Annotated in this window: 23 protein-coding genes; 13 read left to right on the top strand and 10 right to left on the bottom strand. The window is 55.5% G+C overall.

The window, feature by feature from the left end; genetic code table 11:
* Positions 1-19: 19 nt before the first annotated feature.
* From B347_RS0106650 to B347_RS0106625, 6 genes are all read right to left on the bottom strand, one after another.
* Positions 20-502, bottom strand: coding sequence for a fimbrial protein (locus tag B347_RS0106650; protein WP_019408924.1), 483 nt, complete (start codon positions 500-502; stop codon positions 20-22).
* A gap of 48 nt (positions 503-550) precedes the next feature.
* Positions 551-1,042 (bottom strand): fimbrial protein, encoded by a 492-nt coding sequence (locus B347_RS0106645; RefSeq protein ID WP_019408923.1) that lies wholly within the window; start codon positions 1,040-1,042, stop codon positions 551-553.
* Between the two features lie 20 nt (positions 1,043-1,062).
* A complete protein-coding gene (locus tag B347_RS0106640) occupies positions 1,063-1,989 on the bottom strand; it encodes a hypothetical protein (protein WP_019408922.1) in 927 nt (308 codons plus the stop codon).
* Positions 1,982-4,612 (bottom strand): fimbria/pilus outer membrane usher protein, encoded by a 2,631-nt coding sequence (locus tag B347_RS0106635; RefSeq protein WP_019408921.1) that lies wholly within the window; start codon positions 4,610-4,612, stop codon positions 1,982-1,984. The genes B347_RS0106640 and B347_RS0106635 overlap by 8 nt, the downstream gene beginning before the upstream one ends.
* 35 nt (positions 4,613-4,647) lie before the next feature.
* A complete protein-coding gene (locus tag B347_RS0106630; protein WP_019408920.1) occupies positions 4,648-5,346 on the bottom strand; it encodes a fimbrial biogenesis chaperone in 699 nt (232 codons plus the stop codon).
* Between the two features lie 67 nt (positions 5,347-5,413).
* A complete protein-coding gene (locus tag B347_RS0106625; protein WP_019408919.1) occupies positions 5,414-5,989 on the bottom strand; it encodes a fimbrial protein in 576 nt (191 codons plus the stop codon).
* 179 nt (positions 5,990-6,168) lie between these two features.
* Between B347_RS0106625 and B347_RS0106620 the strand changes: the two genes are divergently transcribed.
* The gene (locus B347_RS0106620; RefSeq protein ID WP_019408918.1) at positions 6,169-9,405 is read left to right on the top strand and encodes a hybrid sensor histidine kinase/response regulator; all 3,237 of its coding nucleotides are present in this window, start codon (positions 6,169-6,171) and stop codon (positions 9,403-9,405) included.
* 17 nt (positions 9,406-9,422) lie between these two features.
* On the opposite strand, the gene B347_RS0106615 is transcribed toward B347_RS0106620, so the two are convergent.
* The gene (locus B347_RS0106615; RefSeq protein ID WP_019408917.1) at positions 9,423-10,364 is read right to left on the bottom strand and encodes a helix-turn-helix domain-containing protein; all 942 of its coding nucleotides are present in this window, start codon (positions 10,362-10,364) and stop codon (positions 9,423-9,425) included.
* A gap of 360 nt (positions 10,365-10,724) precedes the next feature.
* On the opposite strand from B347_RS0106615, the gene B347_RS26660 reads away from it, so the two are divergent.
* The 10 genes from B347_RS26660 (at position 10,725) to B347_RS0106565 (ending at position 20,299) form a co-directional block, all read left to right on the top strand.
* Entirely contained in the window at positions 10,725-10,868 is a 144-nt protein-coding gene (locus B347_RS26660) for a hypothetical protein (RefSeq protein ID WP_019408916.1), read from the top strand.
* A 42-nt stretch (positions 10,869-10,910) separates the two neighbouring features.
* Positions 10,911-11,969 carry a phenylacetaldoxime dehydratase family protein gene (locus tag B347_RS0106605; protein WP_019408915.1) on the top strand — a complete coding sequence of 353 codons (1,059 nt, stop codon included), beginning with the start codon at positions 10,911-10,913 and terminating at the stop codon, positions 11,967-11,969.
* A 129-nt stretch (positions 11,970-12,098) separates the two neighbouring features.
* Entirely contained in the window at positions 12,099-12,968 is an 870-nt protein-coding gene (locus B347_RS0106600; protein ID WP_019408914.1) for a transporter, read from the top strand.
* Positions 12,969-13,140: 172 nt separating this feature from the next.
* Positions 13,141-14,655 carry an amidase gene (locus tag B347_RS0106595; RefSeq protein ID WP_019408913.1) on the top strand — a complete coding sequence of 505 codons (1,515 nt, stop codon included), beginning with the start codon at positions 13,141-13,143 and terminating at the stop codon, positions 14,653-14,655.
* A gap of 86 nt (positions 14,656-14,741) precedes the next feature.
* Positions 14,742-15,341, top strand: a complete 600-nt coding sequence (gene nthA, locus B347_RS0106590) for a nitrile hydratase subunit alpha (protein ID WP_019408912.1) — start codon at positions 14,742-14,744, stop codon at positions 15,339-15,341.
* Between the two features lie 41 nt (positions 15,342-15,382).
* Positions 15,383-16,045 carry a nitrile hydratase subunit beta gene (gene nthB, locus B347_RS0106585; RefSeq protein ID WP_019408911.1) on the top strand — a complete coding sequence of 221 codons (663 nt, stop codon included), beginning with the start codon at positions 15,383-15,385 and terminating at the stop codon, positions 16,043-16,045.
* Positions 16,042-17,295, top strand: a complete 1,254-nt coding sequence (locus B347_RS0106580) for a GTP-binding protein (RefSeq protein WP_019408910.1) — start codon at positions 16,042-16,044, stop codon at positions 17,293-17,295. The genes nthB and B347_RS0106580 overlap by 4 nt, the downstream gene beginning before the upstream one ends.
* 12 nt (positions 17,296-17,307) lie before the next feature.
* Positions 17,308-18,600 (top strand): methyl-accepting chemotaxis protein, encoded by a 1,293-nt coding sequence (locus B347_RS27030; protein ID WP_026014021.1) that lies wholly within the window; start codon positions 17,308-17,310, stop codon positions 18,598-18,600.
* Between the two features lie 4 nt (positions 18,601-18,604).
* Positions 18,605-19,621 (top strand): AraC family transcriptional regulator, encoded by a 1,017-nt coding sequence (locus B347_RS0106570; RefSeq protein ID WP_019408908.1) that lies wholly within the window; start codon positions 18,605-18,607, stop codon positions 19,619-19,621.
* A 111-nt stretch (positions 19,622-19,732) separates the two neighbouring features.
* Positions 19,733-20,299 (top strand): TetR/AcrR family transcriptional regulator, encoded by a 567-nt coding sequence (locus B347_RS0106565; protein WP_019408907.1) that lies wholly within the window; start codon positions 19,733-19,735, stop codon positions 20,297-20,299.
* 219 nt (positions 20,300-20,518) lie between these two features.
* Here B347_RS0106565 and B347_RS0106560 read toward each other — a convergent pair whose 3' ends face one another.
* The 3 genes from B347_RS0106560 to B347_RS0106550 all read right to left on the bottom strand — a co-directional run bounded on the left by B347_RS0106560 (position 20,519) and on the right by B347_RS0106550 (position 24,025).
* Positions 20,519-21,673, bottom strand: a complete 1,155-nt coding sequence (locus B347_RS0106560) for a Fic family protein (RefSeq protein WP_019408906.1) — start codon at positions 21,671-21,673, stop codon at positions 20,519-20,521.
* 313 nt (positions 21,674-21,986) lie between these two features.
* Entirely contained in the window at positions 21,987-23,366 is a 1,380-nt protein-coding gene (locus B347_RS0106555; protein ID WP_019408905.1) for a sensor histidine kinase, read from the bottom strand.
* The gene (locus tag B347_RS0106550; RefSeq protein WP_019408904.1) at positions 23,363-24,025 is read right to left on the bottom strand and encodes a response regulator; all 663 of its coding nucleotides are present in this window, start codon (positions 24,023-24,025) and stop codon (positions 23,363-23,365) included. The genes B347_RS0106555 and B347_RS0106550 overlap by 4 nt, the downstream gene beginning before the upstream one ends.
* Positions 24,026-24,172: 147 nt before the next feature.
* On the opposite strand from B347_RS0106550, the gene B347_RS0106545 reads away from it, so the two are divergent.
* Positions 24,173-24,439, top strand: coding sequence for a PepSY domain-containing protein (locus tag B347_RS0106545; protein ID WP_019408903.1), 267 nt, complete (start codon positions 24,173-24,175; stop codon positions 24,437-24,439).
* Positions 24,439-24,984: a cytochrome b/b6 domain-containing protein gene (locus tag B347_RS0106540; protein ID WP_019408902.1), complete on the top strand. Its 546-nt coding sequence runs from the start codon at positions 24,439-24,441 to the stop codon at positions 24,982-24,984. The genes B347_RS0106545 and B347_RS0106540 overlap by 1 nt, the downstream gene beginning before the upstream one ends.
* Positions 24,985-24,986 lie beyond the last annotated feature (2 nt).

The raw sequence follows: 24,986 nt of genomic DNA, 5'->3' as shown, positions 1-24,986 counted from the left end.
TCTGGCGAACATGTTCATTTCACAGGTAGTCGAGGTTAATAACGGCGGAGGCCGAGAAATCGCCTTCGGACAAGGCGCCTTGAGCCACAAGTTTTGCTTTCATGCTCAGGTCAACCGCCCCATTGAGGTTGGGCACGTTTCGCTTTGTTCCCTTAATGTTGATGAGCGAATTGTCACTTTTCCATAACAGTGAATACCCCAAGTTCGTCCTGCCGGCAGAGGCTACCGTGTCCGACAGCGCTGAGGAGGCCGTGACGCTGATGTTTAGTGCTGAGTTGGATGGGCAGTTCAGGATTACCGGTACGTCGATTTGCGCAGCCGCGCCAACCTGGTCATAACGCAGGCTACCAAAGTCCGCGGTCAGTACTTTATTGCTGATCAGTGTGCAGGGTGGGCGAATCAGCGTGCCTTTGACGGTGAGTGTGCTGCTGTCGCTGGCCGCGAGTGCCTTGTTGGAGGCGAACAGGCCCAGCAGTGCGAGGGTTATCAGTTGTTTATTCATGGTCTGTTCCTATGGCTGGCGGTGAGGTCGGATTGGCTGGCGAAGCGGCTATAAATACTCAATGCTGATGACGCTAGAGGCACTGAATGCACCCTCGGTAACGGTGCCCAGCGTCATCAATTTGGTCTTCATACTCAAATCGACCGTTCCACTCAGGTTGGTCAGAGTACGTTTTGCGCCTGTTACGTCGATGAGTGTGTTGTTGCTGCTCCAGTACATCAAGTACGCCAAGTTGGCTTTGCCTGCATACGCCTGAATGTTTGATCCTTGAATCACACTGGACGCTTTGACGCTGATACTCAGTGCCGAGTTGGCCGGACAGCTCAGGGTGACTGGGATGTTGATTAGCGGTCCTGTCGAAACTTGGTCAGCGCGCATCGTGCCAAAGTTAGCGGTGAGTGCTTTGCTGCTGGTCAATGTGCAAGGCGGCCGGGTGAGCGTGCCGCTGACATTCACGGTGATGGTGTCTGTGCCCGCATTGGCCGCTGTGCAAGCCAGGCCAGCCATAAGTGCTGCGGCCAGTGATACGCTTAATTTCATGCTTGAGCTCCTGGGCCTGATCAGGGGTAGGTGATGGTGAGGGTGTATTGACTGGTGAAGTTACCTGTCGGCAATACACTGGTATTCAATTGCGGGCGAAAACCCAAGCTGATGGTGTTAGCGCCTGTTTTCAGAATGAACACACGCCGAACATTGAAGTTGACGGCATTGCCGAGATCAGCCCAGGTCGCGGCCATGGACAGCCCGGCCAACGTGGTCGCCGAAACGCCTGGGCTACCGCTAATTGCCGCTTGGGTGGGCGACAGAGTCACGTTGGCTGCAACGGGCGTGAAGCAGTTCATCGTGACGTTGGCCACTTGCTGCGCAGAGGAAAAGTCGTTGTTACTGAGCGTGCCGAACGACAGGTTCATGGTTTTAGGCGTACCCAAGGAGCAGGCGGGCTGGACAACCGAATAGTTGATAAGCACGGTCTGGAGGTAGTCGCCATAGGCTTGATAACCGCGGATAGAGGTGTCTGTCAGCGAAACGCGGATGCTGTAATTACCCGGTGTGACATAGGCTGTTCCCGTTAGCTGTACGTTGTATGAAAAGGTATCGCCCACGAAAAGCTGAACACAGCTCGATGGCATGCACACGGTGCTAGGGGTGCCGATGGGCTGTTCGGGCACCATCTGGCCCGAATTGGTATGGAATACCTGAAGCTTGTTGCCACTGCCTTGGGTGTAGGACTGTGTGTGTTGCAGCGACGAACCATAGGGGTACCAGCGAGTGACTCGGCAATTGGCGGTCATATTGGCGGTAAACGTTTGCCCAGGCGTCAGAACGCCCAGATCAATGGTGCCGGTGGTGCCCGTTTGCGTGCAGCTAAGGTTGTTTTGAATCAAGGCAAAGGCTTGCTGGCTGGCGAACATGAAGAACATGGTCAGCAGCAGCAAACTGCCTTTTACCCAGCGTGGGCGCAGAGATTGAACGGTCGAATCATTCATCAGGAGTACCTTGAGTATCTGCTGGCATTGCCAGCTTGGCATCGCAACGGATTTGCAGTTGTCCGATGCCCGTTTCTGAAAGGTCATAGGCACTCAGATCCAACGTTTTGGAGCACCACGGCTGACCGTTGACGTTGATTAGCAGTCGCGCTTTATCTGGCACACCCGTCATGAAAACCCTACCTTTGTCTGCCACCATGGCTGTGCTCAGCAAGACACCATTCAGGTCAAAAAGCTGAGATTCGGCTGCAAAAGGGGCCGGTTTGCCATTGCTGGAACTGACGCTAATCAACAGGCGACGACCGTTATGGGTTTCAAAATTGGCCATCACAAAAGCACCTCTATTAGGTGTGACTTCCTGAACCAGATTCGCGATGTCGGTGTTGTCAGATAACGAGTCTGTGTTCAGTGACACCTTGTTTTTTCGGTAAGGCTGGGCGTAAGGAATAACCGTGTAGCCACTGCCATTGGTTTTGATCCCGCTTTTGGTCAATACGCCGACATCGGCGGCGCCCGGTGTAGCAACAATGATGTTGGTCTCGCCCAGAGGCTGGGTAAACATCAAGGCGTCGCCCGTGGCCACGACGCCACCTTCTACGCCGTAGTCCATCTGCCGGGTGTTTTGATCCCTGCTGTAAGACCCGTGCCAAATGGCATTCGCGGCGTTGTAACGGGCGGCCAGCGAGCCACCGAGCACACGATCGTCGTCACTGATCTGTTGATTGATCCCTGCGGTGTACGACAGCGAATCGTCCTGGAATTGAGAGCCACTGAAGGTGGCGTTACGGCTGGCATTGCCGGACGAGTCCTGGTTCGTACTCAGGCCAACACGGCTAGAACTTCCTGGGTTGCCCAGCGGGATACTGACACTCAGCGACACGCTGCGAATGTCATCGCCAGTGCCGCTGTTCTGTGCCAGCCCCACGTTGTACGACGCGCGACCGACACTGAAGCTGTAACCCACTTGAACAGAGGTATTGCTTTGGTTGCGGTTCCAATAATCGGTTTTGGTCAGGTTGGCATACATACCGCCCAAGCTACCCAGCTGTTGCGAGACGTTGGCGGTAAAGCTGCTTTTCATGTGGCCACCTAAATAAGGCGAAAAAGCACCGCTGCTGATCAAGGTGTCATCGAGGTAAGGCGTCAGCGTGTTATTGGCGCGTGCATCGATGGCTTCGTTAAAGCTGTAGTAACCGCTGGTTGAATAGCGGTAGCCCACCAGGCTGAAACTGGTATCCGTAAGGTCAATGGACTTGGCATAGCGAAAGCGATACGACTGGCCCGACAGCGTTTTGGAGTCAGTGCCGATGTCATCGCTGATGGCGTGCGTCACGTCCAGCGAAATGGCGCCGAAACCGGCAAAGTCATGGGCAAAACCCAAGAGTGCCGACTTGTACTGATCACTAACGATGCTGCCGCCGAACAGGGTGGTGCCTTCCGTCAGCCCGCGGCGGTATGTGCCTTGAGCAAAACTCGGTTTTTGCGTGTTCAGGGTTCCATCGGCAGGGCGATATTGGCCTGCGGTCACGCTGTAACTTTGCTGGCCTTCGCGCAGCATGTACGGCACCGACGAGAATGACTGGGTATACACCTGACGCTCACCATTAGGCCCCTCGACGGTCACTTCGATATCACCGTTGCTTGAGGTTGAGTACAGGCCTTTAAGGGCAAACGGCCCGGAAGGCACCCACTGTTCGCTGATGACGTAGCCGCGCTGGCGCAACGTGACAAGTGAGCGGCCGTTGGCCACACCGCGAATAACCGGGGCAAAGTTGCGTGCATCATCGGGCAGCATGTCCAGATCAGAGGCAATGCTCGCGCCACGGTAGGAGATCGTGTCAAACAAGTCGCTGTCGGTAGCGCTTTCACCGAGCGTGGCAATGGCCATCATGTTGCCCAGATCACGCTGGACGTAGGTGTCTACCGATTTCCATTGACCGTCGACGTTGTTGCTTTTTTGCCAGGTCGAAAAGTTGCGAAAGCGCCACGCTCCGCTGTTAAAACCGCTGTGTACGCTGCCGAACTGAGATTGTCTGTTGCCGGTTTGGTTTTCGACGTTGCTACCGGAAAAGTTGTAGTTGGCAAACGCTACCTGCTCGCCATCGCTCCAGTTTTTACGGCGGATCTCGAAGGGCACCTCGCCAATAAATGCCTGCGGTACTTGCAGATTCAGGTGCTGCTTATTGAAGTCATAGTCATAGGTGACGCCCGTCAGCTCGCGGTTGAAGTACACGCATTTGTCGCTACTGATGTCGGCGTCTTTCAGGCGCGCCGGGTCAATACCCAGCTCCGTCAGGGCCTGAAGGCTAAAGCAGGGGAACAGGCCATTCGGGGTCGATACCTGGCTGGCTGTTTCGCGAATAAAGTTCATGTCCCGTTGTTCGATCAGACGGTCATCCACTGACAGATCAACACGGTAAATGCCGGGCAGTTGGCCTTGGCTCATGGCCTTTACTTGTTCAGCCACTTCGGCTGAGGCGTTGCCGCCACCAATTTCTAAAAAGGAGGAGTCGAAGCTGTAATCGGCATGCACGGCGGTCGCTGTAAGACCGACAGCACTCAGGCTAACACTGCTCCAGCTTTTTACTCGGCGCGCGAAGGCGCACATGCGCTCTCGCAGCATGAGGAAATCCTTCTATTAGACTAATTATTCAGGGATCAATTAAGGGTGACGGGGGCTGACTTAACGGTGCTGCCGTACTCGTTGATGTAGGTGAGTTCCAGCGTGTCACTGTTTTTCAGGGGTATCGCCGTGGTGGCGGTACTGCCGGGCTTGATCACTTCGGGCAGGCCTTTGCTGGCGGCGTTGTTAATCTGCAAGTCACTGACGACCACGTTAAAACCCGATGGGTTGTGCACGGTCAATTTGCCGCCATCAGCGCGCCATTGCAGGTTTTTCACGGCCTCTTCAAGCGAACCTTTTAAGCCTGCGGGGCGATAAAACAGTTTGATGGTAGTTTTGAGTGCAATCTGCAAAACGTTCTGACTGTTTTGCTCGTCGCTCTTGGCCGGGATCGCTTTAACATTTAGCAAAAACAGGCTTTCCTTATCGGTTGGCAGGTTTTGTGCGTTGGTCGCGATGATGCGCAGGATGTTCTGGCCTTTGGCGTCTAGACGGAACAAGGGCGGAGTGATGATAAATTCATCGGCACTGGCATCCCGATTTTCATACGGGCTGACCCATGACTGCACCAGGTACGGCACGCCATCTTCACCTGAGTTGGAGAGTGCAAGATTGGCTTCTTTTTCCTTACTTTGGTAAATAACCCGAGTGGCGCCCACATTGACACCCGCCTGGACCTGCGGCAGCCAAAAACTAGCTGCCAAAGCCAAAAAGGCTGCAACTTTTAAACGCATTTAAATGTCCTCTGTTCAACGCTCGAGCCCGAGTCAAACCACGGGCTCTTGCGTTAAAAAACACGCGTTACTTGTAAGTAACGTCGAAAGTAGCCAGCGCATTGACGGTACCAGTACCGATACCACGGGTATCAGCAGCGCCATCAGTACCTTTGGTGTCAGCTACAAGACGTACGTAGGAGGCCTTGAAGTCGAAGGTGTTGGACTGAGGGCGCAACACGTAATCGGTACTTGCAGTGTTCAACGGCAATTTGTCGCCAGTACGTGCGTCGGCAATTTGGATACCGAGGCCTTTGACCTGGTTAGAGCCGACCATACCGAGTACGGTCGCGTCGGTTGCGGATTGTTGGCCGCTGAATTTAATCGAGGCATTTTTCAGCGTCGAACCGCTGCAGTTTTCCAGAGAAATCGAGAACGGAGTTTCACCGGCAGTCGCGCCAACGGTGTTAGCGAAGTCGGCGATACGAACTTGACCCATATCAACCGATTTCTTCACGCTGTCACTGTTAATGGTGCAAGCGTTATCGTTGATAACACCTGTGAACTCAACTTGGCCGTCAGCGGCTTGAGCCGTTGCTGCTGCCATTGCGATCAGCAGGGTTGAGCCGCACAGCGCTGTGTATTTGCCGATTGTTTGAAACATGAGAGATACCCTCTATAAAAGTTATGTGTCATAGCCATTTTTAATAGTCCCCCCTGTTAACGGCTTGCCGCAGCAGGTGTTGCATAGGATGCAATGACGCCGGTGCAACACCCATCAGACGATTCCTGTTTTAGAACGCTTAACATTTTTGGGCTGTAACGCCCCTGATAGGCTCTCTTATGAAGCAAGCAAAAGTACGCCTCGGTGCATTGGCTCTGAGTTCTCTGAGGCTCAACAAGCTACTGTTTTTGTTGACCGGGTTGGCTCTGCTGTTGGTGAGCATGAGTTACTGGGCGGTCAACAGAGTGCTGAAGGAGGAGGAAGAAAAGACCGCGTTTCACTTTGCGCGGCTCATGGAAAGCATTCATGAACATGAAGCGTTCATGCGCGATGCAGCGCATAGCTACAACCAGCAAAGTGATGATTTGTTAACGGACAGCAAGCCGCAATCACACACCGAGTTAATGCGACAAGGTGGGGAACGGCTCTTTCAGAACAGCGATACAGCCAAATCATTGCCCTTCACGGTCAGCCAGCGAGACACGTTTACCAGCGGTGAAATGGCCGGCGTGTATTCGTTCAGCGTTCAACTGACGGATCTGTATGCGGCCTACTGGTCAGCCTCGCCTTACGCAGGGCCTCAGGTATTTATTTTTTCGCCCACCGATCAGTTCACCATTGCGGTGCCTGGCATTGATGGCGCGCGGAAGTTTCCACTGCTGCAAAACTATAATTTTTTTGATGTCTCTAAGCGGCTCTATGACCAACTGATGAGTCGGCGCCAAGCGCTTGAGAATAATCAAGTGCAATGGATGAGGGCACCTGGCGGACTTATCCAGAAACGCAAGTACATTATGGGAGCGGTTGAAATCGATCTCTCACATCGTTTTTTGCCCGCACCTGAAGATGACGATCCTGTGGTGCTCACTGCATTGCTGGACGTCAGTGATATCAACGATCTTGAGCGTTTGCTGATGCGCCCGATCAACAGCAGCTTGACCTTGATTTCACCTGCTGGTGAGGTGCTGCTCGGGGATGAGAAGGGTATTCAAGCTTTGCCATTGGGGTTGAGTTTTGAGCCAAACGGTTTGCATTTTAAATTGAGTTCGGGTGGCGCTGATCCCTGGATCGGCTCCTATGTCATCAGTTACCAGAAGTTCTTTGGTTACGCTATATGGCCACTGTTGGGTGCTGTGGGTTTGATCTTGCTGTTTATATTCATGGGCTGGCGCGTTAACCGTTGGTATCGCTTGCAGATCATCGAGCCCGCTCAACGCTCCAGCCAGTCGTTGGCCGAGAGTGAAGAGTTTAATCGGGTCATTCTCGACAGCGCTCCGGTGGGTTTATGCGTAGTACAGCGTGGCACCAGTGCCGTGTTGCTGGAGAATAAGCGGGCTCAGCAATGGCAAGGCACGCCTGAACTGATTGCAGTGCTCAAGCGTGATTATGCCAAGCGTGAGCCAGGGGAGGTTCGGCTTGAGGTCGCGGGTCGCTACCTTCAGGTCAGCTTTGCCTATACACGCTACAAGGGCAATGACGTAGCGCTTTGCGGCTTCAACGACATCACCCAGCATGTCGACGACGCCAACATGATGGAGCAGGCACGTCACTTGGCAGATGAGGCCAGTAAAGCCAAGACGATGTTTCTGGCAACCATGAGCCATGAAATTCGCACGCCCTTGTATGGGGTGCTGGGCAATCTGGAATTGTTAGAACTCACTGAACTCAGTGAGCGGCAGCAAGATTATCTGCACACGATTCAGCGTTCATCGGCGTTGCTGTTTCAGCTCATCAGCGATGTGCTGGATGTGTCCAAAATCGAATCCGGGCAAATGGCGCTCGAACTCAACACCTTTAACCCTCTGGATGTGTTTGAAGACGCTGCGCGCAGCTATGCGGCTGCGGCTGGGAATAAAGGCCTGAAAGTATTCATCTGTGCTGATGCTTCTCTGCCGCCTCGCCTATACGGGGATGCCGTACGGATCCGGCAGATCATCAACAACTTGCTGAGCAACGCAATCAAGTTCACAGACTTCGGGCGTGTCGTGCTCAGATTAAGAGTCACAGGCATCGAAAATAATCAGGTGTCGCTGCAGTGGCAGGTTTCCGACACGGGTGCCGGGATCAGCGAGCACCAACTGTCTCACCTGTTTAAGCCTTTTTCCCAAATCGCCGGGAGCGAGCGTGCAGGGGGGGCGGGGTTAGGTTTATCAATCTGCGCCCGACTCAGCGAAATGATGGGCGCTCACTTGCGAGTGGTCAGCGAGCCTGGATTGGGCAGTAGCTTTTCGCTGCACATACGCCTGCCTATTGTTGCGGGGTCGTTGGCCAATAGTTCAGACATTAATCTTCAAGGGGTCAGCGTGTATGTGCGCGCCTCGCTCAAGGATGTTGCCGATAGCCTGATTGACTGGCTAAGCGGTTGGGGCGCACGCGCGCAGCTATTCCCAGTCATGGGGATTGAAGACCCTACGGCGATTTTATTAGACGTTGATCCCGACCTCTCGCTCGCACAGGAATGGCCTGGGGAATGTGTCCTGGCGATTCACACCGCCAGCAACCAGCCGCAACGGACAGCGCGAGGGTGGGAAGTCAATTCGTATGACATCCGAGCCATTGCCAGAACCCTTATGCAGGTGGCGCGTGGGGCTGCACCTGAGTTCACCTCCAGCGTTGCGCAACCTGTTTTTAACATGGGCCTGAGCGTATTGGTGGCGGAGGACAACCCGGTCAACCGTGAAATTCTCAAAGAGCAACTTCAGGCATTGGGTGTTCGGGTTACGCTCGCCGAGGACGGTGAACAAGCGCTGTTGCGCTGGGCCGAAAGCGAATTTGATCTGGTGATCACCGACGTCAATATGCCCAAGGTGGATGGTTACGAACTCACCCGGCGTCTGCGTGAGCGTGATCCACATATCCCCATCATTGGTGTGACCGCCAATGCGCTGCGCGAAGAAGGCGAGCATTGTCTCGCAGTCGGAATGACCGCGTGGCTAGTCAAGCCTTTGAGCCTGACCACATTGCGTCAGACCTTGTCCGCCTATTGCCTGCAATCCGTGCCGGTGACTGCGCCGCAGATGAAGGCCGAGGTACCCGATGTTACCCCTGATGATCTGGAGGGATGGATTACGCTTTCACCGGCCATGCATCGGCTGTTTGTCACGACGATGCAAGAAGACCTAGAGCAAGCCGAGCGGTCTTTGCTTGCGTCTAATACGACACAGTTGGTCAGCTACCTGCATCGAATCAATGGATCGTTGGCGACTGTTGGCGCACAAGATTTAGCAGCAGCGTGCAGCGTGTGTGAAATTTCTCTGCTGCATGAGCCCTTGAATCCTGAATCTGCCCGCGCAGTTGAAGCCTTGTTGAAGCGCCTGCACCTAACGGTTTCCAGAATGATTGAGGGCGAGTTGTAGTGAATAACCCCGTGATGTTACGCAGAGTTGCGGGGCAAGAGTGTGTGCGGCGCTATGCCAAAAGCCTTGCGAAAGGCATGGCTGAAGTGTGAGAAATCGGAAAAACCGAAATCAAGCGCCGCTTGCGAAACGCTGCGTACCTGGCCGCACTCGATTGCGGCCCGGCTGGCGTTCAGGCGTTCTTTCCAGATCTCTGCGACCGGGGATTTTTGATGCCGGGCGAATGCGCGGGTCACCGTTCGGGTGGACACGTGGTGGGCTTGGGCTATCAACTCGATCGACAGTTCTGGCTCGGCCAAGTGGCGTTGGATGTAGTTCATGATCCGACCATAAAGATCCAACTCTTGATGGGCGGTCTTGAGGTCTTGAAGCTCCAGACTGATTACCAGCATGTCGAGTATCGCGCTGGAGTAACGGCTGGAAATGTCATCGTTTTGAAACAGTGTGGGAGTGCTCGCTACTTGGTGCACCATTTCGCGCAGGGGAATCACGCCGGGGCGGCGGTTATCCAGCACCATCGCAGTGAGTTCCGAAATGTGCGGTAACCGCTGGGTGATCAACTGTCTAGGAATACGGATCAAGTGGTTTTCGGTACCACCTAGGCTGAAGCGAAACGACTGAGTTGCGTCATAAAGAAACAAATTGCCGGCGCCTAGGGTTGCCTTGCGTTCCCGTTGTTCAAGTTCGCCGTACCCATTTCGAGTAAAACCCAGCCATATATCTTCGGAGCAATCACTGCGCACATGCCGGTCGGTACGCACCCAATGGTGCAGGGGTGATGACAGCGTAGAGACGTCCAGCAACCCTATGCCTTTGACCTCAAGCGTGCCCTCGAAATTGCTCTGCGACGAGGGTTTGCTGTCTGCCGTCAAGCAATGACGACACACCACTTCTTTCCAATAATCAAAGCGACGAGGTTGCGAAACAGCAAGGGTGGAATATTGGTTGGGCTGCGCCATGGCACTCACCTTAATGCAACTACTTGAGACAGCGGGGCACTGTTACGTGGCCTTAAACAAGCAATAAGCACGCCACTGCAAGTGTGGGGTGCTGATCACGATGCCCACCCACATAGGGGCCAGCCTGCGGTTGGGTAGCACGCCTTATGGATGCCCCATTCAGCCAGTGGTGTGTACGTTTCAGTGCGTAAACACCGCACATGCCTCTAGGGCGCACCAACACGGTTCATCAGCAAGCCGGGTGTTAGCTGCTGTCTTTTCCAACCAAGCGATTGTCCTTGCGAACCAAGCGATGTTGTCAGCGCCTGCCTAACTTTCACCTCACGGCATTTCTAGCCTTCGGCGCTGATGAGGCATTCCATGCACCTTCAAGAACAGCAGCAATTGTCTGACGCTTCCTGGTCGCTTCGAATGCGCGACTTGGCACCTGAAGAGTTTGTTTATTGGCTGATCGAGTGGTGCGCTCAGGCGCTACGGGTCCGAAAGGCTGGTGATGCACGTTGACGTGAGCGTACGCATAAACATAAAAAAAATGAGGAGCCTTTCATGGAATCTGCGATCGACACACACCTTAAATGCCCACGGACGCTGTCGCGCCGTGTGCCAGAAGATTACCAGCCACCTTTCCCGATGTGGGTCGGTCGCGCCGACGAACAATTGAAACAAGTGGTGATGGCTTACTTGGGCGTGCAGTTTCGTGGTGACGCGCAACGTGAGGATGCCCTGCAAGCCATGCGGGGCATTGTCAGCCGTTTCAGCGTGCCAGACGGGCCGCAGACGCATGATTTAACGCATCACACAGACAACAGTGGTTACGACAACCTGATGATCGTTGGCTACTGGAAAGACGCGGCGACCTATTGCCGCTGGTTGCGCTCACCCGAGGTGAATGAGTGGTGGACGTCGCCGGAGCGTCTGAACGACGGCCTGGGTTATTTTCGAGAAATCACCGCCCCGCGTGCCGAACAATTCGAAACCTTATACGCGTTCCAAGACCAGTTACCGGGTGTTGGCGCGATCATGGATAAGACCAGTGGCGAGATCGAGGAGCACGGCTACTGGGGGTCGATGCGAGATCGCTTTCCTGTGTCACAGACAGACTGGATGAGCCCCTCGGGGGAACTGAAGGTAGTGGCCGGAGACCCAGCTAAAGGGGGGCGTGTGGTGGTTATGGGCCATGACAACATCGCGCTGATTCGCTCCGGCCAAGATTGGGCTGACGCCGAGGCTGACGAGCGCTCGCTGTACCTGAATGAAATTCTGCCGACGTTGCAGGACGGTATGGATTTCCTGCGCGACAACGGCGCGCCCTTGGGCTGCTACAGCAACCGGTTTGTGCGCAACATCGACCTGGACGGCAATTTCCTCGACATGAGTTACAACATCGGTCACTGGCGTTCGGTCGAAAAGTTGGAGCGTTGGGCAGAATCCCATCCCACCCACCTACGCATTTTCGTCACCTTTTTTCGTGTGGCGGCGGGGCTGGTGAAATTGCGCTTGTACCACGAGGTGTCTGTCTCGGACGCCAAGAGCCAAGTGTTCGAGTACATCAACTGTCATCCCCAGACCGGCATGTTGCGTGATGCCGTTGTCGCGCAGACCTAACACTCAGTACTGACCCATTCGTGCCGCAGAGCGCGGGTCTTTCTTGCGCTGCGACACCTGACGCCTCTTCTTTTTTGGCCCCTATCTCTAGCGCATGGGGTTGGGCCTTTTTTTGTCAGGAATTTGATCATGAAGTTGAATCGAATCGTCTTTGTTCTAGGCATGCTGCCGTTTATCAACTGCCAAGCCATTGAGGTATCACCGGGTGATTTCGAGCCGCTGCCCGCGGGTGCCAATGCTCTATTGTTTTACTACCAACATGCCGAGCGCTCCGATCTTTATCAGAACGGTCATAAAGTCTCTGATAACGCCAAACTCAGCTCAGACGTGGGGATCCTGCGTTATATCCACGCGATAGGCCTCGCGGAGAACCTCTCGTGGGAGCCGCAGCTATTGCTGCCGTTTGGCTATATGAATGCTTCAGGTGATGTCGGTGCGCTGGGTGATACGCACGGCTTTGGCGATCCGATCATCGCGGCTCCCTTGAAGTGGACGTTGCCCACGGCCAACAAAGACGTTTTTGCGCTGGCGCCCTATCTGTCCATCCCCATTGGTAGTTACAACAAAAATGACGCGTTGAACCTGGGTGAAAACCGCTGGCGTGCGACGTTACAAGCGGCTTACATCCACCATTTTTCAGAAAAGTGGGCGCTGGACACCGTCGCCGATGCGTCCTGGGTCTCGGCTAATAAAGACTTCGGTGCGACGAGCGCCAAACTTGAAGAAGGGACGCGGTACGAGTATCAGGCTGCCGTTCGCTACCAATGGACGCCAAGCACCACATTTGCCGTGGGTGGCGGCTACGTCACGGGCGCTGCCACTACCGTGGATGGCGTTGACCAGCACGACGGTGTATCCACCTCTTATGGGCGCTTTACCGTGACTCACTTCGTCGATCCGACACTGCAGATACAGGCGCAGCTCGGCAGGGATATCCAGGTTGACCAAGGTTTCAAAGAAGGCGCGCGCCTGAATTTACGGGTCTTGAAAGTGTTCTGACAACGCTGTCTTTTTCAGCCAAATGTGTGTCCTGCTCAACCAAGCAAATACGGCAAAACATGCCTAATTTGTTCTCCTAAGACACCCGGATTGATTTGATCCCGAAGGCTCGGAAAGCGGTTGAGCACCGCCCCGAGCCTCCCTTTGATCATCGATGAAACTAAGGAAAGACATGGCCATTATTCGCCCCACACTTGATCAGCTTCAGGACATCGCAAGTCAATTGAACATCTCGCTGACCCAAGAACAGGCAGCGGTTTATCTGGAACTGATGCAAGCAAGTTTTGATGCGTACGATCTGGTCGACGAACTGCCGGACTTTGTTCCGCCCATTCGCTATGAGCGCAGTTCGGTCTATCGCCCCTCGAGCACAGAAAACCCACTAAACGCTTGGTATTACAGGGCTGAGGTGAAGGGGGCAGGTGAGGGCTTGTTGGCCGGAAAAACGGTAGCGCTCAAAGACAACATATCGTTGGCAGGCGTGCCGATGATGAATGGCGCATCGACGTTGGAAGGTTTTATTCCTGGGTTCGACGCGACCGTGGTAACGCGTTTGCTGGACGCAGGGGCGATCATCCTGGGCAAGGCCACCTGTGAGCATTACTGCTTGTCTGGTGGCAGCCACACCTCTGATCCAGCGCCTGTACACAACCCTCATCGTCACGGTTATGCCGCAGGGGGATCTTCATCGGGCAGTGCGGCACTGGTTGCCGCGGGTGAGGTGGACATCGCCGTAGGTGGCGACCAAGGCGGGTCAATCAGAATTCCGTCATCGTTTTGCGGTACCTACGGCATGAAACCCACCCATGGTTTGGTGCCTTATACCGGCATCATGGCCATTGAAGCCACGATTGATCATGTCGGGCCCATTACCGCTAACGTGCTCGACAACGCGCTGATGTTGCAAGCCATGGCGGGCTCTGACGGACTCGATCCGCGTCAGGCTGCGCCTCATGTCGACGACTATTGCAGCTATTTGGGGGCGGGGGTTAAGGGACTCAGAATCGGCGTGCTGCAAGAGGGGTTCGAACTCGCGAATCAGGACCCTCGCGTCGCTGAAAAAGTGCATGCAGCCATCGCCCGTCTTGAGGCATTGGGTGCTCATGTCGAGCCGGTGTCCATTCCCGAACATAACCTGGCAGGATCGCTGTGGCACCCCATCGGTTGCGAAGGGTTGACCATGCAAATGATGCACGGCAACGGCTCAGGCTTTAACTGGAAAGGTCTTTACGACGTTGGCCTGCTGGACAAACAAGCCGGCTGGCGCGATCAGGCCGATCAATTATCGGCGTCGCTGAAACTGTGCATGTTCGTCGGTCAATACGGTCTCAAACAGTACAACGGTCGTTATTACGCCAAAGCGCAAAACCTTTCCCGCTTTGCCCGTCAGGGCTATGACAAAGCGTTGCGAACCTATGACCTGCTGGTCATGCCGACCACGCCAATCCTTGCGCAGCCGCACCCACCTGCAGGGTGCTCGATCACTGAGTACGTGGCCCGTGCGCTGGAGATGATCGGCAACACCGCTCCGCAAGACATCACGGGGCACCCCGCAATGTCGATCCCATGCGGTCTGATAGACGGCTTGCCGGTTGGGCTGATGCTGGTCGCTAAGCACTACGCAGAAGGAACGATTTACCAAGCGGCAGCGGCGTTTGAAGCCTCTGTCGAATGGCGCACGCTTTAAGCCTTTTTACAGGCACTCCGACGTCCTGAAGACCAATAAGAAAACATGCAGCTTCATAACCGCGCTGACTGATAAGGAGTTACCCCATGAGCACACCTGTTTCCACCGCGACCACGTCTACACCGGGTGAGAGGGCAAGGGCGTTATTTGCAGTCCTTAAGAATAAAGACCTCATTCCAGAAGGTTATATCGAGCAGATCACTCAACTGATGGAGCACGACTGGAGCCCGGAAAACGGCGCTCGAGTGGTCGCAAAGGCTTGGGTTGATCCGCAGTTCCGGGCGCTCTTGCTCAAGGACGCAACAGCTGCGTGCGCTCAGTTCGGATACACCGGCCCGCAGGGTGAATACGTCGTCGCTCTGGAAGATACGCCGGACCTGAAGAATGTCATTGTCTGCAGCCTCTGCTCCTGCACCAACTGGCCTGTGCTGGGCCTGCCACCTGAGTGGTACAAAGGCTTTGAGTTTCGTGCGCGTCTGGTCCGGGAGGGGCGCACTGTTTTGCGTGAACTGGGGACTGAACTACCGAGCGACGTGGTCGTTAAGGTGTGGGACACCAGCGCTGAAAGCCGTTACCTAGTGCTACCCGTAAGGCCTCAAGGCTCAGAAAACATGAGCGAAGAGGCGCTTCAGAAGTTAGTGACTAAAGACGTGCTGATCGGCGTAGCCCTGCCGCGTGTTGGCTGAGAAAAACAACTCATCATCGTTCAATTCCCGGAGTTTTGATTATGGATGGCTTTCACGATCTCGGTGGTTTCCAAGGCTTTGGAAAAGTACCCCATACCATTAACAGCTTGAGCTACAAGCAAGTCTTCAAGCAGGACTGGGAGCATCTGGCCTACAGCTTGATGTTCATCGGTGCCGACCACATGAAGTTGTTCAGCGTGGATGAGGTGCGTCATGCCGTCGAACGTCTGGACGTTCGTCAACATGTCGGCACGGAGTATTACGAGCGCTACGTCATTGCGACCGCCACATTGATGGTAGAAAAAGGCGTGATTACCCAAGCAGAGCTTGATGAAGCGTTAGGCTCTCACTTCAAGCTGGCGAACCCCGCGCATGCTTCAGGCCGTCCGGCGATCACCGGTCGAGCGCCCTTTGAAGTGGGTGACCGCGTTGTCGTTCGAGATGAGTATGTGGCGGGCCACATACGCGTACCGGCTTATGTCCGGGGCAAAGAAGGCGTGATTCAACACCGCACCACGCACCTCTGGCCTTTCCCTGATGCGATTGGCCATGGTGATTTGACGGCTGCCCACCAACCTTCGTACCACGTCGAGTTTCGTGTGAAAGACCTTTGGGGTGATGCGGCAGATGACGGGTTCGTGGTGGTCGACCTGTTTGAAAGTTACCTGGACAAGGCTGACCGCTCGCAAGTGGTGAGCGCATGATTGACGGCGCCGTGGCGGGCAGACTGCCGGTGACCGTGCTGTCTGGCTTCCTCGGCGCCGGTAAAACAACACTGCTGAACCATATCCTGCGCAATCGCGAAGGATTGAAAGTAGCGGTCATCGTCAATGATATGAGTGAGGTCAACATCGATGCCGAGCACGTGCAGCGCGAAGTGTCGTTGCACCGCGGTCGCGACGAGTTGATCGAGATGAGTAATGGCTGTATCTGCTGCACACTCCGCGCTGATTTGTTGGAGCACATCAGTGAGCTGGCACGTCAGCAGCGTTTCGATTACTTGCTCATAGAGTCCACCGGAATCTCCGAGCCAATGCCGGTCGCAGAGACATTCGCCTTCCTTGACGCGGAGGGCTTCAGCCTCAGCGAGTTGGCGCGGCTTGATACATTGGTGACAGTGGTCGATGGCAGCTCTTTTCAGGCGTTGCTGGGGTCGCATGAGACCGTGGCGCGCGACGATGAGGAGGGTGTACAGCGCCCTCTGACGGACCTTCTGATTGAACAGGTGGAATATGCCAACGTTGTTCTCGTCAACAAACGTGACCTGATCGGTGAGGCTGATTACCAGGCGCTGTGTGCGATTATCGCGGGCCTTAACCCGACTGCACGAATCCTCCCGATGACTCAGGGTAATGTTGAGTTATCCAGCATCTTGGGCACCCATTTGTTTGATTTACCCAGCCTTGCGTCATCCCCCGGCTGGATGAGAAAAATGGAGGCTAGCGATACACCGGTCTCTGAGTCGGACACCTATGGTGTGACGTCGTGGGTTTACCGTGAACGAGCGCCTTTACACCCGCAGCGTTTTCTTGATTTTCTCGAGCGGCCTTGGTGCAACGGTTGGCTATTGCGCAGCAAAGGCTACTTTTGGCTCGCCAGTCGGCACCTGGAAACAGGCCTGTTGGCGCAAAGCGGCAAGCGATTTCAGTGGGATTATGTCGGCCATTGGTGGAACTTCATCGACCCGTCGCAATGGCCACAGGACAAATATCGGTTGCAAGGCATCATGGCCCAGTGGGACAGCACTGTCGGCGATTGCCGGCAGGAGTTGGTCTTTATCGGTCAGGGGCTCGATACCGACCTATTACAGCGCGAGCTCGACGCTTGCTTGCTGAGCACCGATGAAATAGCCGCTGGGCCGCTGGCCTGGTTGGCGCTGCCGGGAGCAGCGGCCTTTGACTGTGCTGCGTTGTCGACGCGACCCATGCAGTCATTGTCGGTTGAGCCCATCTGAGCGAGGTGTTACATGCTCTTTTTCAACCGAACCACCCGATGGATACTGATGCCGCTTGCTGACACGCTGGAGCAGCCTGACTTTGTGGGCGCGCCATTGTCGTCGAAAAATCCTTTGTTGCGACGCATCCTGACAGGCGCGGAGCACGTGTTGCACGAGCGCAGACTACTGAAAGAGCAAGCGCAGGCGCTGACCTTGGAAGTGGCCGAGTTGCGCGAACGTCTCGCTGAGCGTGACGCTGTTGTGCAACAGTGGGCGTCACGCTGGGCGCTCATCACCCAAGGTTGCGGCGAGCTATTTTGGGAGTTGGAACTGGGCGCCCCCCCTCCGCTTGCGCTGGAATCTGTGCTGGCGTGGTCGGGGCGTGAGTCACCTCAGGCCCAAGGCATTGACCGGCTCGGCCGTTGGGGCGAGCGGCTACATCCTGCTGACCGTCAACGTCATTTAGATGCCCTTACCCAGCACCTGGCGGATCGCAGCGGGCGCACCCCCTTTGCGCTCGATGTGCGAATGAGTCTGGCATCAGACGGTCACTATCGCTGGTACAGGGTCTGCGGTGAATCGTGCCGAGACCCTCACGGCGTACCTGTGGCCATGGGCGGAAGCCTGCGGGATATTCATGAGCAGCACCTGCGCGATGAAGAACTCGAATTGGCGGCGATGCGCTTCGAGATTTCCCGAGAAATGCTCCATGACGGGCTGTGGGACATAGAGGTCGTTGCCGGTGACCCGGCGAACCCCAAAAATACCATCTGGTGGTCTTCGCAAATGCGCAGGCTGCTGGGGTATACCACTGCCGAGGAGTTTCCCAACACCCTGGAAAGCTGGACCTCACGCTTGCATCCCGAGGACAGCGCACGAGCAATTGGTGCTTTTGTCGCACACGTCGACGACCGAAGCGGAAAAACCCCGTTTGATGTTGAGTATCGGCTTAAGCACAAAAATGGTCTTTACCGCTGGTTTCGCGGCCGGGGCCAGACGCGGCGTGCCGATGACGGCTCTCCGCAACGCGTGGTGGGCGCCATCACCGACATTCATGCCAACCATGAAGAAAGCGTGATGCGCGAAGCTCAGGAACACCAGCACCGCGTGATGCAGGAAACACTCAGCAAGCTAACGCACATTGTCGCCACCATTCAGGGCATAGCCAGCCAGACCAATCTCTTGGCTTTAAATGCCGCTATTGAGGCAGCCCGAGCGGGCGAGGCTGGGCGGGGGTTTGCAGTGGTTGCAGATGAGGTCCGCAAACTGGCCACCCGTACCAGCAAGGCCACCCAGCAAGCGGTCGATATGATGGACGGCTAGGCACATGAAAGACAGCATCGCCATTCAACTGGTTCGTGAAGCGCTGCGTGAATGTCAGTTAGACCCTGACATGCTGCTTAGAGAGGCCGGTATTGACCCCGCATGCCTGAGCGATGACACGGCTCGGGTATCCACTCAATCCTATGCCAACCTATGGCGCACAGCGTCTGATCGTCTTGATGATGAGTTCTTCGGCATGGACCCGCGCCCACTGCGCCGAGGCAGCTTCGCGTTTCTATGTGAGGCCAGCTTTGTTCAACCCACGCTTGGCGAAGGGTTGGAAACGGCGCTGGGATTTCTCTCGTTAATGCTCCAAGGGTTTGACGCGCATTTGGTTCGCCACCCCACGCACATCGAAATAGCCCTGCGTGAGCAACACACGACGCCCAAGCGCGCCTTTGCCTATTTCACCTACTGGATGATCGTGCATGGCGTGGCTTGCTGGTTGGTCGGTCGTCGTATTCCGATTTTAGCGGTCGAGTCACGTTGTTCCCCGCCTGCTTTCATTGAGGATTACCACGTGATGTTCACGCGTAATCTGCAATTTGAATGCCCTACAACGCGCCTGATGTTTGCAGCGCAATGCCTGGATTATCCCATTCGCAGGACCCCCAAAGAATTGCAGAGATTTCTTGCCAGGGCGCCGGCCAATATCTTGGTGAGATACCGTGCGCCAGACGGATTGGGACGGCGTATTCGGCAGGCTTTGCGCGAGTCCCCGGCAGCGCAGTGGCCGCCGGTCGAAGGCTTGGCAGGGCGTTTTAACACATCGGTTTCAACGTTGCGTCGGCGCTTGGCCGAGGAAGGGCAAAGCTACCAGACGCTCAAGGACGGTGTACGCAAAGAACTGGCGATCACCGCGATGAACGATCCGCGCATGACACTGGAAGCCATCGCTGAATATTTAGGCTTTGAAGACGTCAGCTCTTTCCACAAAGCTTTTCGCAAGTGGACGGGGAAAAGTCCGGGGCACTACCGTCGTTTTAATGTGAGCAGTGGCCAAAACGATCAGCGCAATTGAGTCGTTTTGCCATTGTTTGCCCCCAAAAATGCATAACAATAAGCGCTCCAGACAGACAACTGCGGCGTGGATACGAGGGTTTGTGAGCACGCGCACTACGAGGAATTGTTTGTGCTAAGCCGAGCAGACGTCCAGAACAAAGCCTTGGAGTTATTCAGGGAGCGCAGTTTTAGCCAAGTCAGCATGCGCGAGTTGGCCGCCTATATCGGAATAAGTCCGGGGGCCATTTACCACCACGTAGAGAGCAAAGAGGCGTTGCTGTTCGAGTTACTGAGCGAGCTGTATCAGGCGCTGTTGTCTCAGGTTCATCTGATCAAGAAACGACGAATGACGCCTGAGCAACGCTTGGCCCAATTGATCGAATGCCATCTTCATTTGCATGAAAACATGGCGGGGCATTTCAAATTGGCGGTCATGGACGTCAATTGTCTAAGCGCGCCAATAGAGGCACGCATCGAGCGTCTGAGGTTTGCCTATGAGTCAGAGATCGTGGGCTTGGTCAGCCAGCTAAGCCAACAACCTGGTGGCCCCTTACGCGAAGGCGCACTTGCGGCCATTTTGCCTCTGCTGAACAGCCTGCCGACATGGCTGAGCCCCACGATGGATAAAGTCCAACGCCAGCTTATTACCAAGACCATAGCCGATGCGGTGGTGCGGGCAATAAGGTCTCTGCCTTGAGCGGGTGAGGGTGCCTGCTTTTTTGGCTCGTTTCACGCTGTCTGAAAAAGCCGTGGAGATTCGTTGATCTTTCCCCTGCGAACGGTAACGCCATCTGAGGCGTTCATATCATTCTCGGCGCCAGCACCACCACGGATCGGGCAGTGGTCATCAAGTTGCTCCAGCCTCAAGTGGTATAGGGAGGGGCTATTTTCGCTCACTGTTTCTTTAATTCGATGCTCATGGTTTTTCCAGCGGTTCAGGTATGAACCCTTCCTCCCTGAGTGACTTGATGACACCTCGAATTAGATAATTATTAGAAAACCCGATTGTGTATTGCCTCGCGCCTGCACTTAGCGGTAGGAGCATTCCTTGGCCTACCAGTTTTTTGATCAGGTAAGTCCGTTGATTGCTCGACTGCTGAGGGAGTACGGCTGCTACATCAGCAGATTTTACGACCTTCAATTTTATAGCGGCCGACAGCACTGCCTCTTCCTTCTCAGTGATCCATTCTCGCTCCCGTGCGAAGGCCACAGCAGGGACGAGTATGCATTTGGTCAGATATGCGTAGTCCGTGAGGCGATCGACTTTCTCAAGCTCAGCACGAATGCCTTCCAGCACATAGGTACACCACTTCTCAAGTCCTTCCTTCGTTCCTTTGTCGGCGGTGGCTAGCATTGCGTAATAGCGCTCACGGTCATTACAAAAAATGGCCGTAGGATTTAGGACGCGGCCTCCCGTGCTGACGTTGAAACCATATTTCATTAGGAGTGCATAGGTCAGCAGCCTGACCACGCGACCATTACCATTGCCGAATGGATGTATCCATCCAAATCTATGGTGAGCAAGTGCGACCTTCATGAGGTCATATTTCGGGGAGTCTTCGTGATTAACGAATTCGACAAGTTCCTGCATATAAGCCTGAACTTGGATGAAATCGGGTGGTAGGTGATCAGATTGGGATATGCTGACGCCCCCGTTGCGATAGGCCCCTGGCGTTTTGTCGCCTTCGCGAACCAAATCGTTTACGGTCATTGCGTGCAGCTCTCGAATCGTCTGCTCAGTAAGTGCTGCGCCCGGCGTCATGATTTGTTCAACATAATCCATTGCCTTTTCAATATTGGCAACTTCGCGCAACTGATCAGTGTCCTGGGCCTGACCTTCTACCTTGCTATCTATGTAGTCCGCCAAAGTCGTGTGGTTGCCCTCTATGCGTGCAGAGCCGAGGCTTTCCAGCGCATGGAAAAGCGACTTGAGTTGGTAGAACACCTGCGGTGGCGTATCGCCTTCAAGTCTTAGACGACGCAAATGCTCAAGCTCGCTCAGTACATCGACAAGGTCCGAGTCAAAGGATGGATTGAGAAGCTCAAGGTCGTGGTGGGTAAACGTAGGCATATAGAAAAATATCTCAAGCCGGCCGAATAGTTATCTTGAAAAAACTCAAGGAGACCACCGTAATTAAAGGTTTACGCTTAGCGTGCGCTAAACATTATCTGGAATTCAGTCTTAAGTTAACTCAAAAATGAGTAATGATTAAGTGAGAAATCTCGGTGGTTAGCGGGGTATCTTCGGCCAGGCCGCACTTTCAGTACATCGATATGGTGACGCCTCTGAGTGTCATGATCGGCGCCAGACTTCAAGGCAGATAGCAATGGCATCGCCCCCTACTGCTCGATTGCTCAGAGTGTTGCTCGGATGTGAGAGGGCGTTATAGGGTGCTATTGGTCTGGTTGAGACTGAGTTCTGCACAGACGCCACCGCTGGCTAGGTTATGGATGTGTAAGCTAGCGCCAATTTTACGAGTCACCATCTGTACGATGGCTAATCCAAGGCCCGCGCCATTGGCGTTGCCTCGGCTATAAAATCGCTCAAACAGTCTTGGCAGTTCTCCTTCCTCTATTCCCGGTCCGGCGTCTTCAACCCTCAAGCAGACCCTACCTTCCTCGTCCTTGTGCACCACTACAGTGACTTCTCTCCCTGAGGAAGAAAAGTTGAGGGCATTGGTCACCAAGTTTTGCAGTGCAATAGCTAACGCTACCGGCTCGGTTTCTACCCAGCACTCCTCGTCCCCTTCGAGCACCAGTTCCACGCCTTTTTCCATGGCCAGTGGCGTTAATTCGGCCAATTCTTCCCGTACCAATTCGGTAAGTTGCACGCGGCTGCGCACAGGGTTATTCAATTGCGGCTCGATACGCGCCATGGTCAGCAACTGGCTGGCGATGCGGGTGGCGCGGTCGACACCGCTTACTAGAAATTCCAACGCCTCGCGTCGTTGCTCCGAGGTCTCCGCGCTTTGGGCGTTTTGCGCATGGATACGCAGGATCGCCAGGGGGGTGCGCAGTTCGTGGGCGGCGTCGGCGATGAACCGGCGTTCGCGCTCCAACAGCTCGTCCACCTGCACCAACAGCCGGTTGAGCGCGGTTTGCATGGGTTCTAGGTCGGTGGGCAGGGGTTTGAGGTGCAGCGGTTGCAAGGTGTCGGAGTTGCGCCCGCGAATCGACAGTGCCATGACCCGCAGGGGTTTGAGGCCCCAACCGATGCACAGCCAGATCAACACTGTCAGTAGCGGCACACCGATCAGGGTCGGCCAGAGGGTGTGGCGCATGATGCGTTTGATCACGTCTTGGCGGATGTCGTCACGCTCGCCCACCCAAATCAGCAGGCCCTGTTGCGGGTCGGCGAGAAGGAAGGCGCACCAGTCGTTGCCGTTTTCCATGATGTCGTGCGAGCCAAGGGTCGCGGGCGGTGCGGCCAGCACCGGCGCTTCGGCCGAGCGAACGAGTAGCTGGCCGTCGCTGCGCCACACCTGGAACGTCAGGCGGGTTTCATAGGGATGAGCCACGCCCTCTTCGCCCACCCGGCTCATGGCCTGATCAAACGCCTGGTACAAACGGTCCCAATCCGCCTCGCCGGGGTCACGCTGGCGCAGTACGCCTTGCAGCAGGCGCGCGCTTTGGGCGAGTTGGGCGTCGTAGACGTCTTCGATTTCGTGGTGACTGTCGCGCAGCACCAGCCAACTGATCAGGGCGTCGCCGAGCAGGATCAACACCAGCACTGGCACGAGGATGCGCGCGCGTACGGAGATCATGGCTTGAGCACCAGCACATAACCAACGCCGCGCACAGTGCGGATCAGCTCGGTAGATAACTTTTTACGCAGATTGTGGATCAATACTTCCAAGGTGTTGCTCTCTACGCGGTCCTGCCAACCATACAGCGCGCGGGACAGGCGCTCGCGGGTTACCACTTTGCCAGGGCGCACCATCAGTTGGTGCAGCAACTGGTATTCCATGGGCGTGACGATGATGTCCTCATTCAGGTAACGCACCTGCTGGGTGGTGGGGTCGAGGCTGGCGCCGGCGTGTTCGAGCATCGGTTGCGCGCGGCCTTGGCTGCGGCGCAAGAGGGCGCGCACGCGGGCCTTGAGCTCTTCGACGTCAAAGGGTTTGACCAAGTAGTCGTCGGCGCCAGCATCTAGTCCGGCGATGCGCTCGGCGGTGCCGTCGCGGGCGGTGAGGATCAGTACCGGAAGATCATGTTGCTCGGCGCGCAGTTGTTGCAACAGGTCGAGGCCGTCGAGACGGGGCAGGCCGAGGTCGAGCAGCAGTAAATCGAAGCTCTCCGTACGCACCGCATGCAGCGCCGCAACGCCATCCTGCAGCCAATCCAGGGTGTAGCCCTCGGCGCCCAAGGCCACGCGAATTCCTTGGCCAAGGGCGCGGTCATCTTCGACAAGGAGTAGGCGCATAGCAAAATCTCTGTAGGAATCCGCGGCATCATGCCGGGTTCTGGTCGGGGCTATTTTAACAAAGATGTTACGACTCGTTGCCAACTAAGGTTGCCCTAAGGTTGGTTTGGCACTGTGAAAGCTCCCCCATTTGCTGAGAGCTTTTTCATGCGCAAAATTCTCCTGCTGTCCCTGATCCTCGCCAGCCCCCTGGCCGTCGCCGGTCCGCAATGCACCACCGCCGAGCGCTCGCAATGGCAAGACGAAAAAGCCTTCCAGGACACGCTCAAGGCCGAGGGCTACACCATCAGCAAGTTCAAGGTCACCGCCGGCAACTGCTACGAGATCTACGGGTTCGACAAGGACAAGCGCAAGGTCGAGATTTACCACGACCCGGTCACCGGCAAGGCCGTGAAGACTGAGATCAAAGGCTGATGCCAGGCGAATCCCTGCGCTTGTGGGACCCGTTGGTGAGGCTGTTCCATGCGTCCGTCGCCGGAGTCTTCGTGGCCAATTACTTCTTCAACGAAGCAGGCGACGACTGGCATGTCTGGTTGGGTTATTACGCCATGGCCTGGCTGTTGGTGCGAACGGTGTGGGGATTTGTCGGACCGTGCAGTGCACGGTGGGCAGACTTTTGGCCTACGCCAAAAAGGCTGAATGCCCACGTGCGCTCGCTGCTCAAGGGTAAGCCGCAACACCGTTTGGGGCATTCGCCGATTGGCGCGCTAGTGATGCTGTTGATGTTGCTGGCGTTACTCACCATCGGCGTGAGCGGCTTTTTGATGCAGGAAGTTGATGCCCTGTGGGGCGCCGATTGGCCGCTGCAAGTCCACGACACCGCGGCCAATGTGCTGCTTGGTCTGGTGTGCCTGCATGTGCTGGCTGCCGTGTTTGAAAGTATCCAGGTGCGGGACAACCTGCCGTTATCCATGCTCACCGGTCGCAGGAAGCGCCTGCCGGATGAGCGTGCGCAGTAATC

The organism is Pseudomonas psychrophila HA-4 (assembly GCF_000282975.1).
GTDB lineage: Bacteria > Pseudomonadota > Gammaproteobacteria > Pseudomonadales > Pseudomonadaceae > Aquipseudomonas > Aquipseudomonas psychrophila_A.
This window is presented reverse-complemented; position numbering and strand designations above follow the sequence as displayed.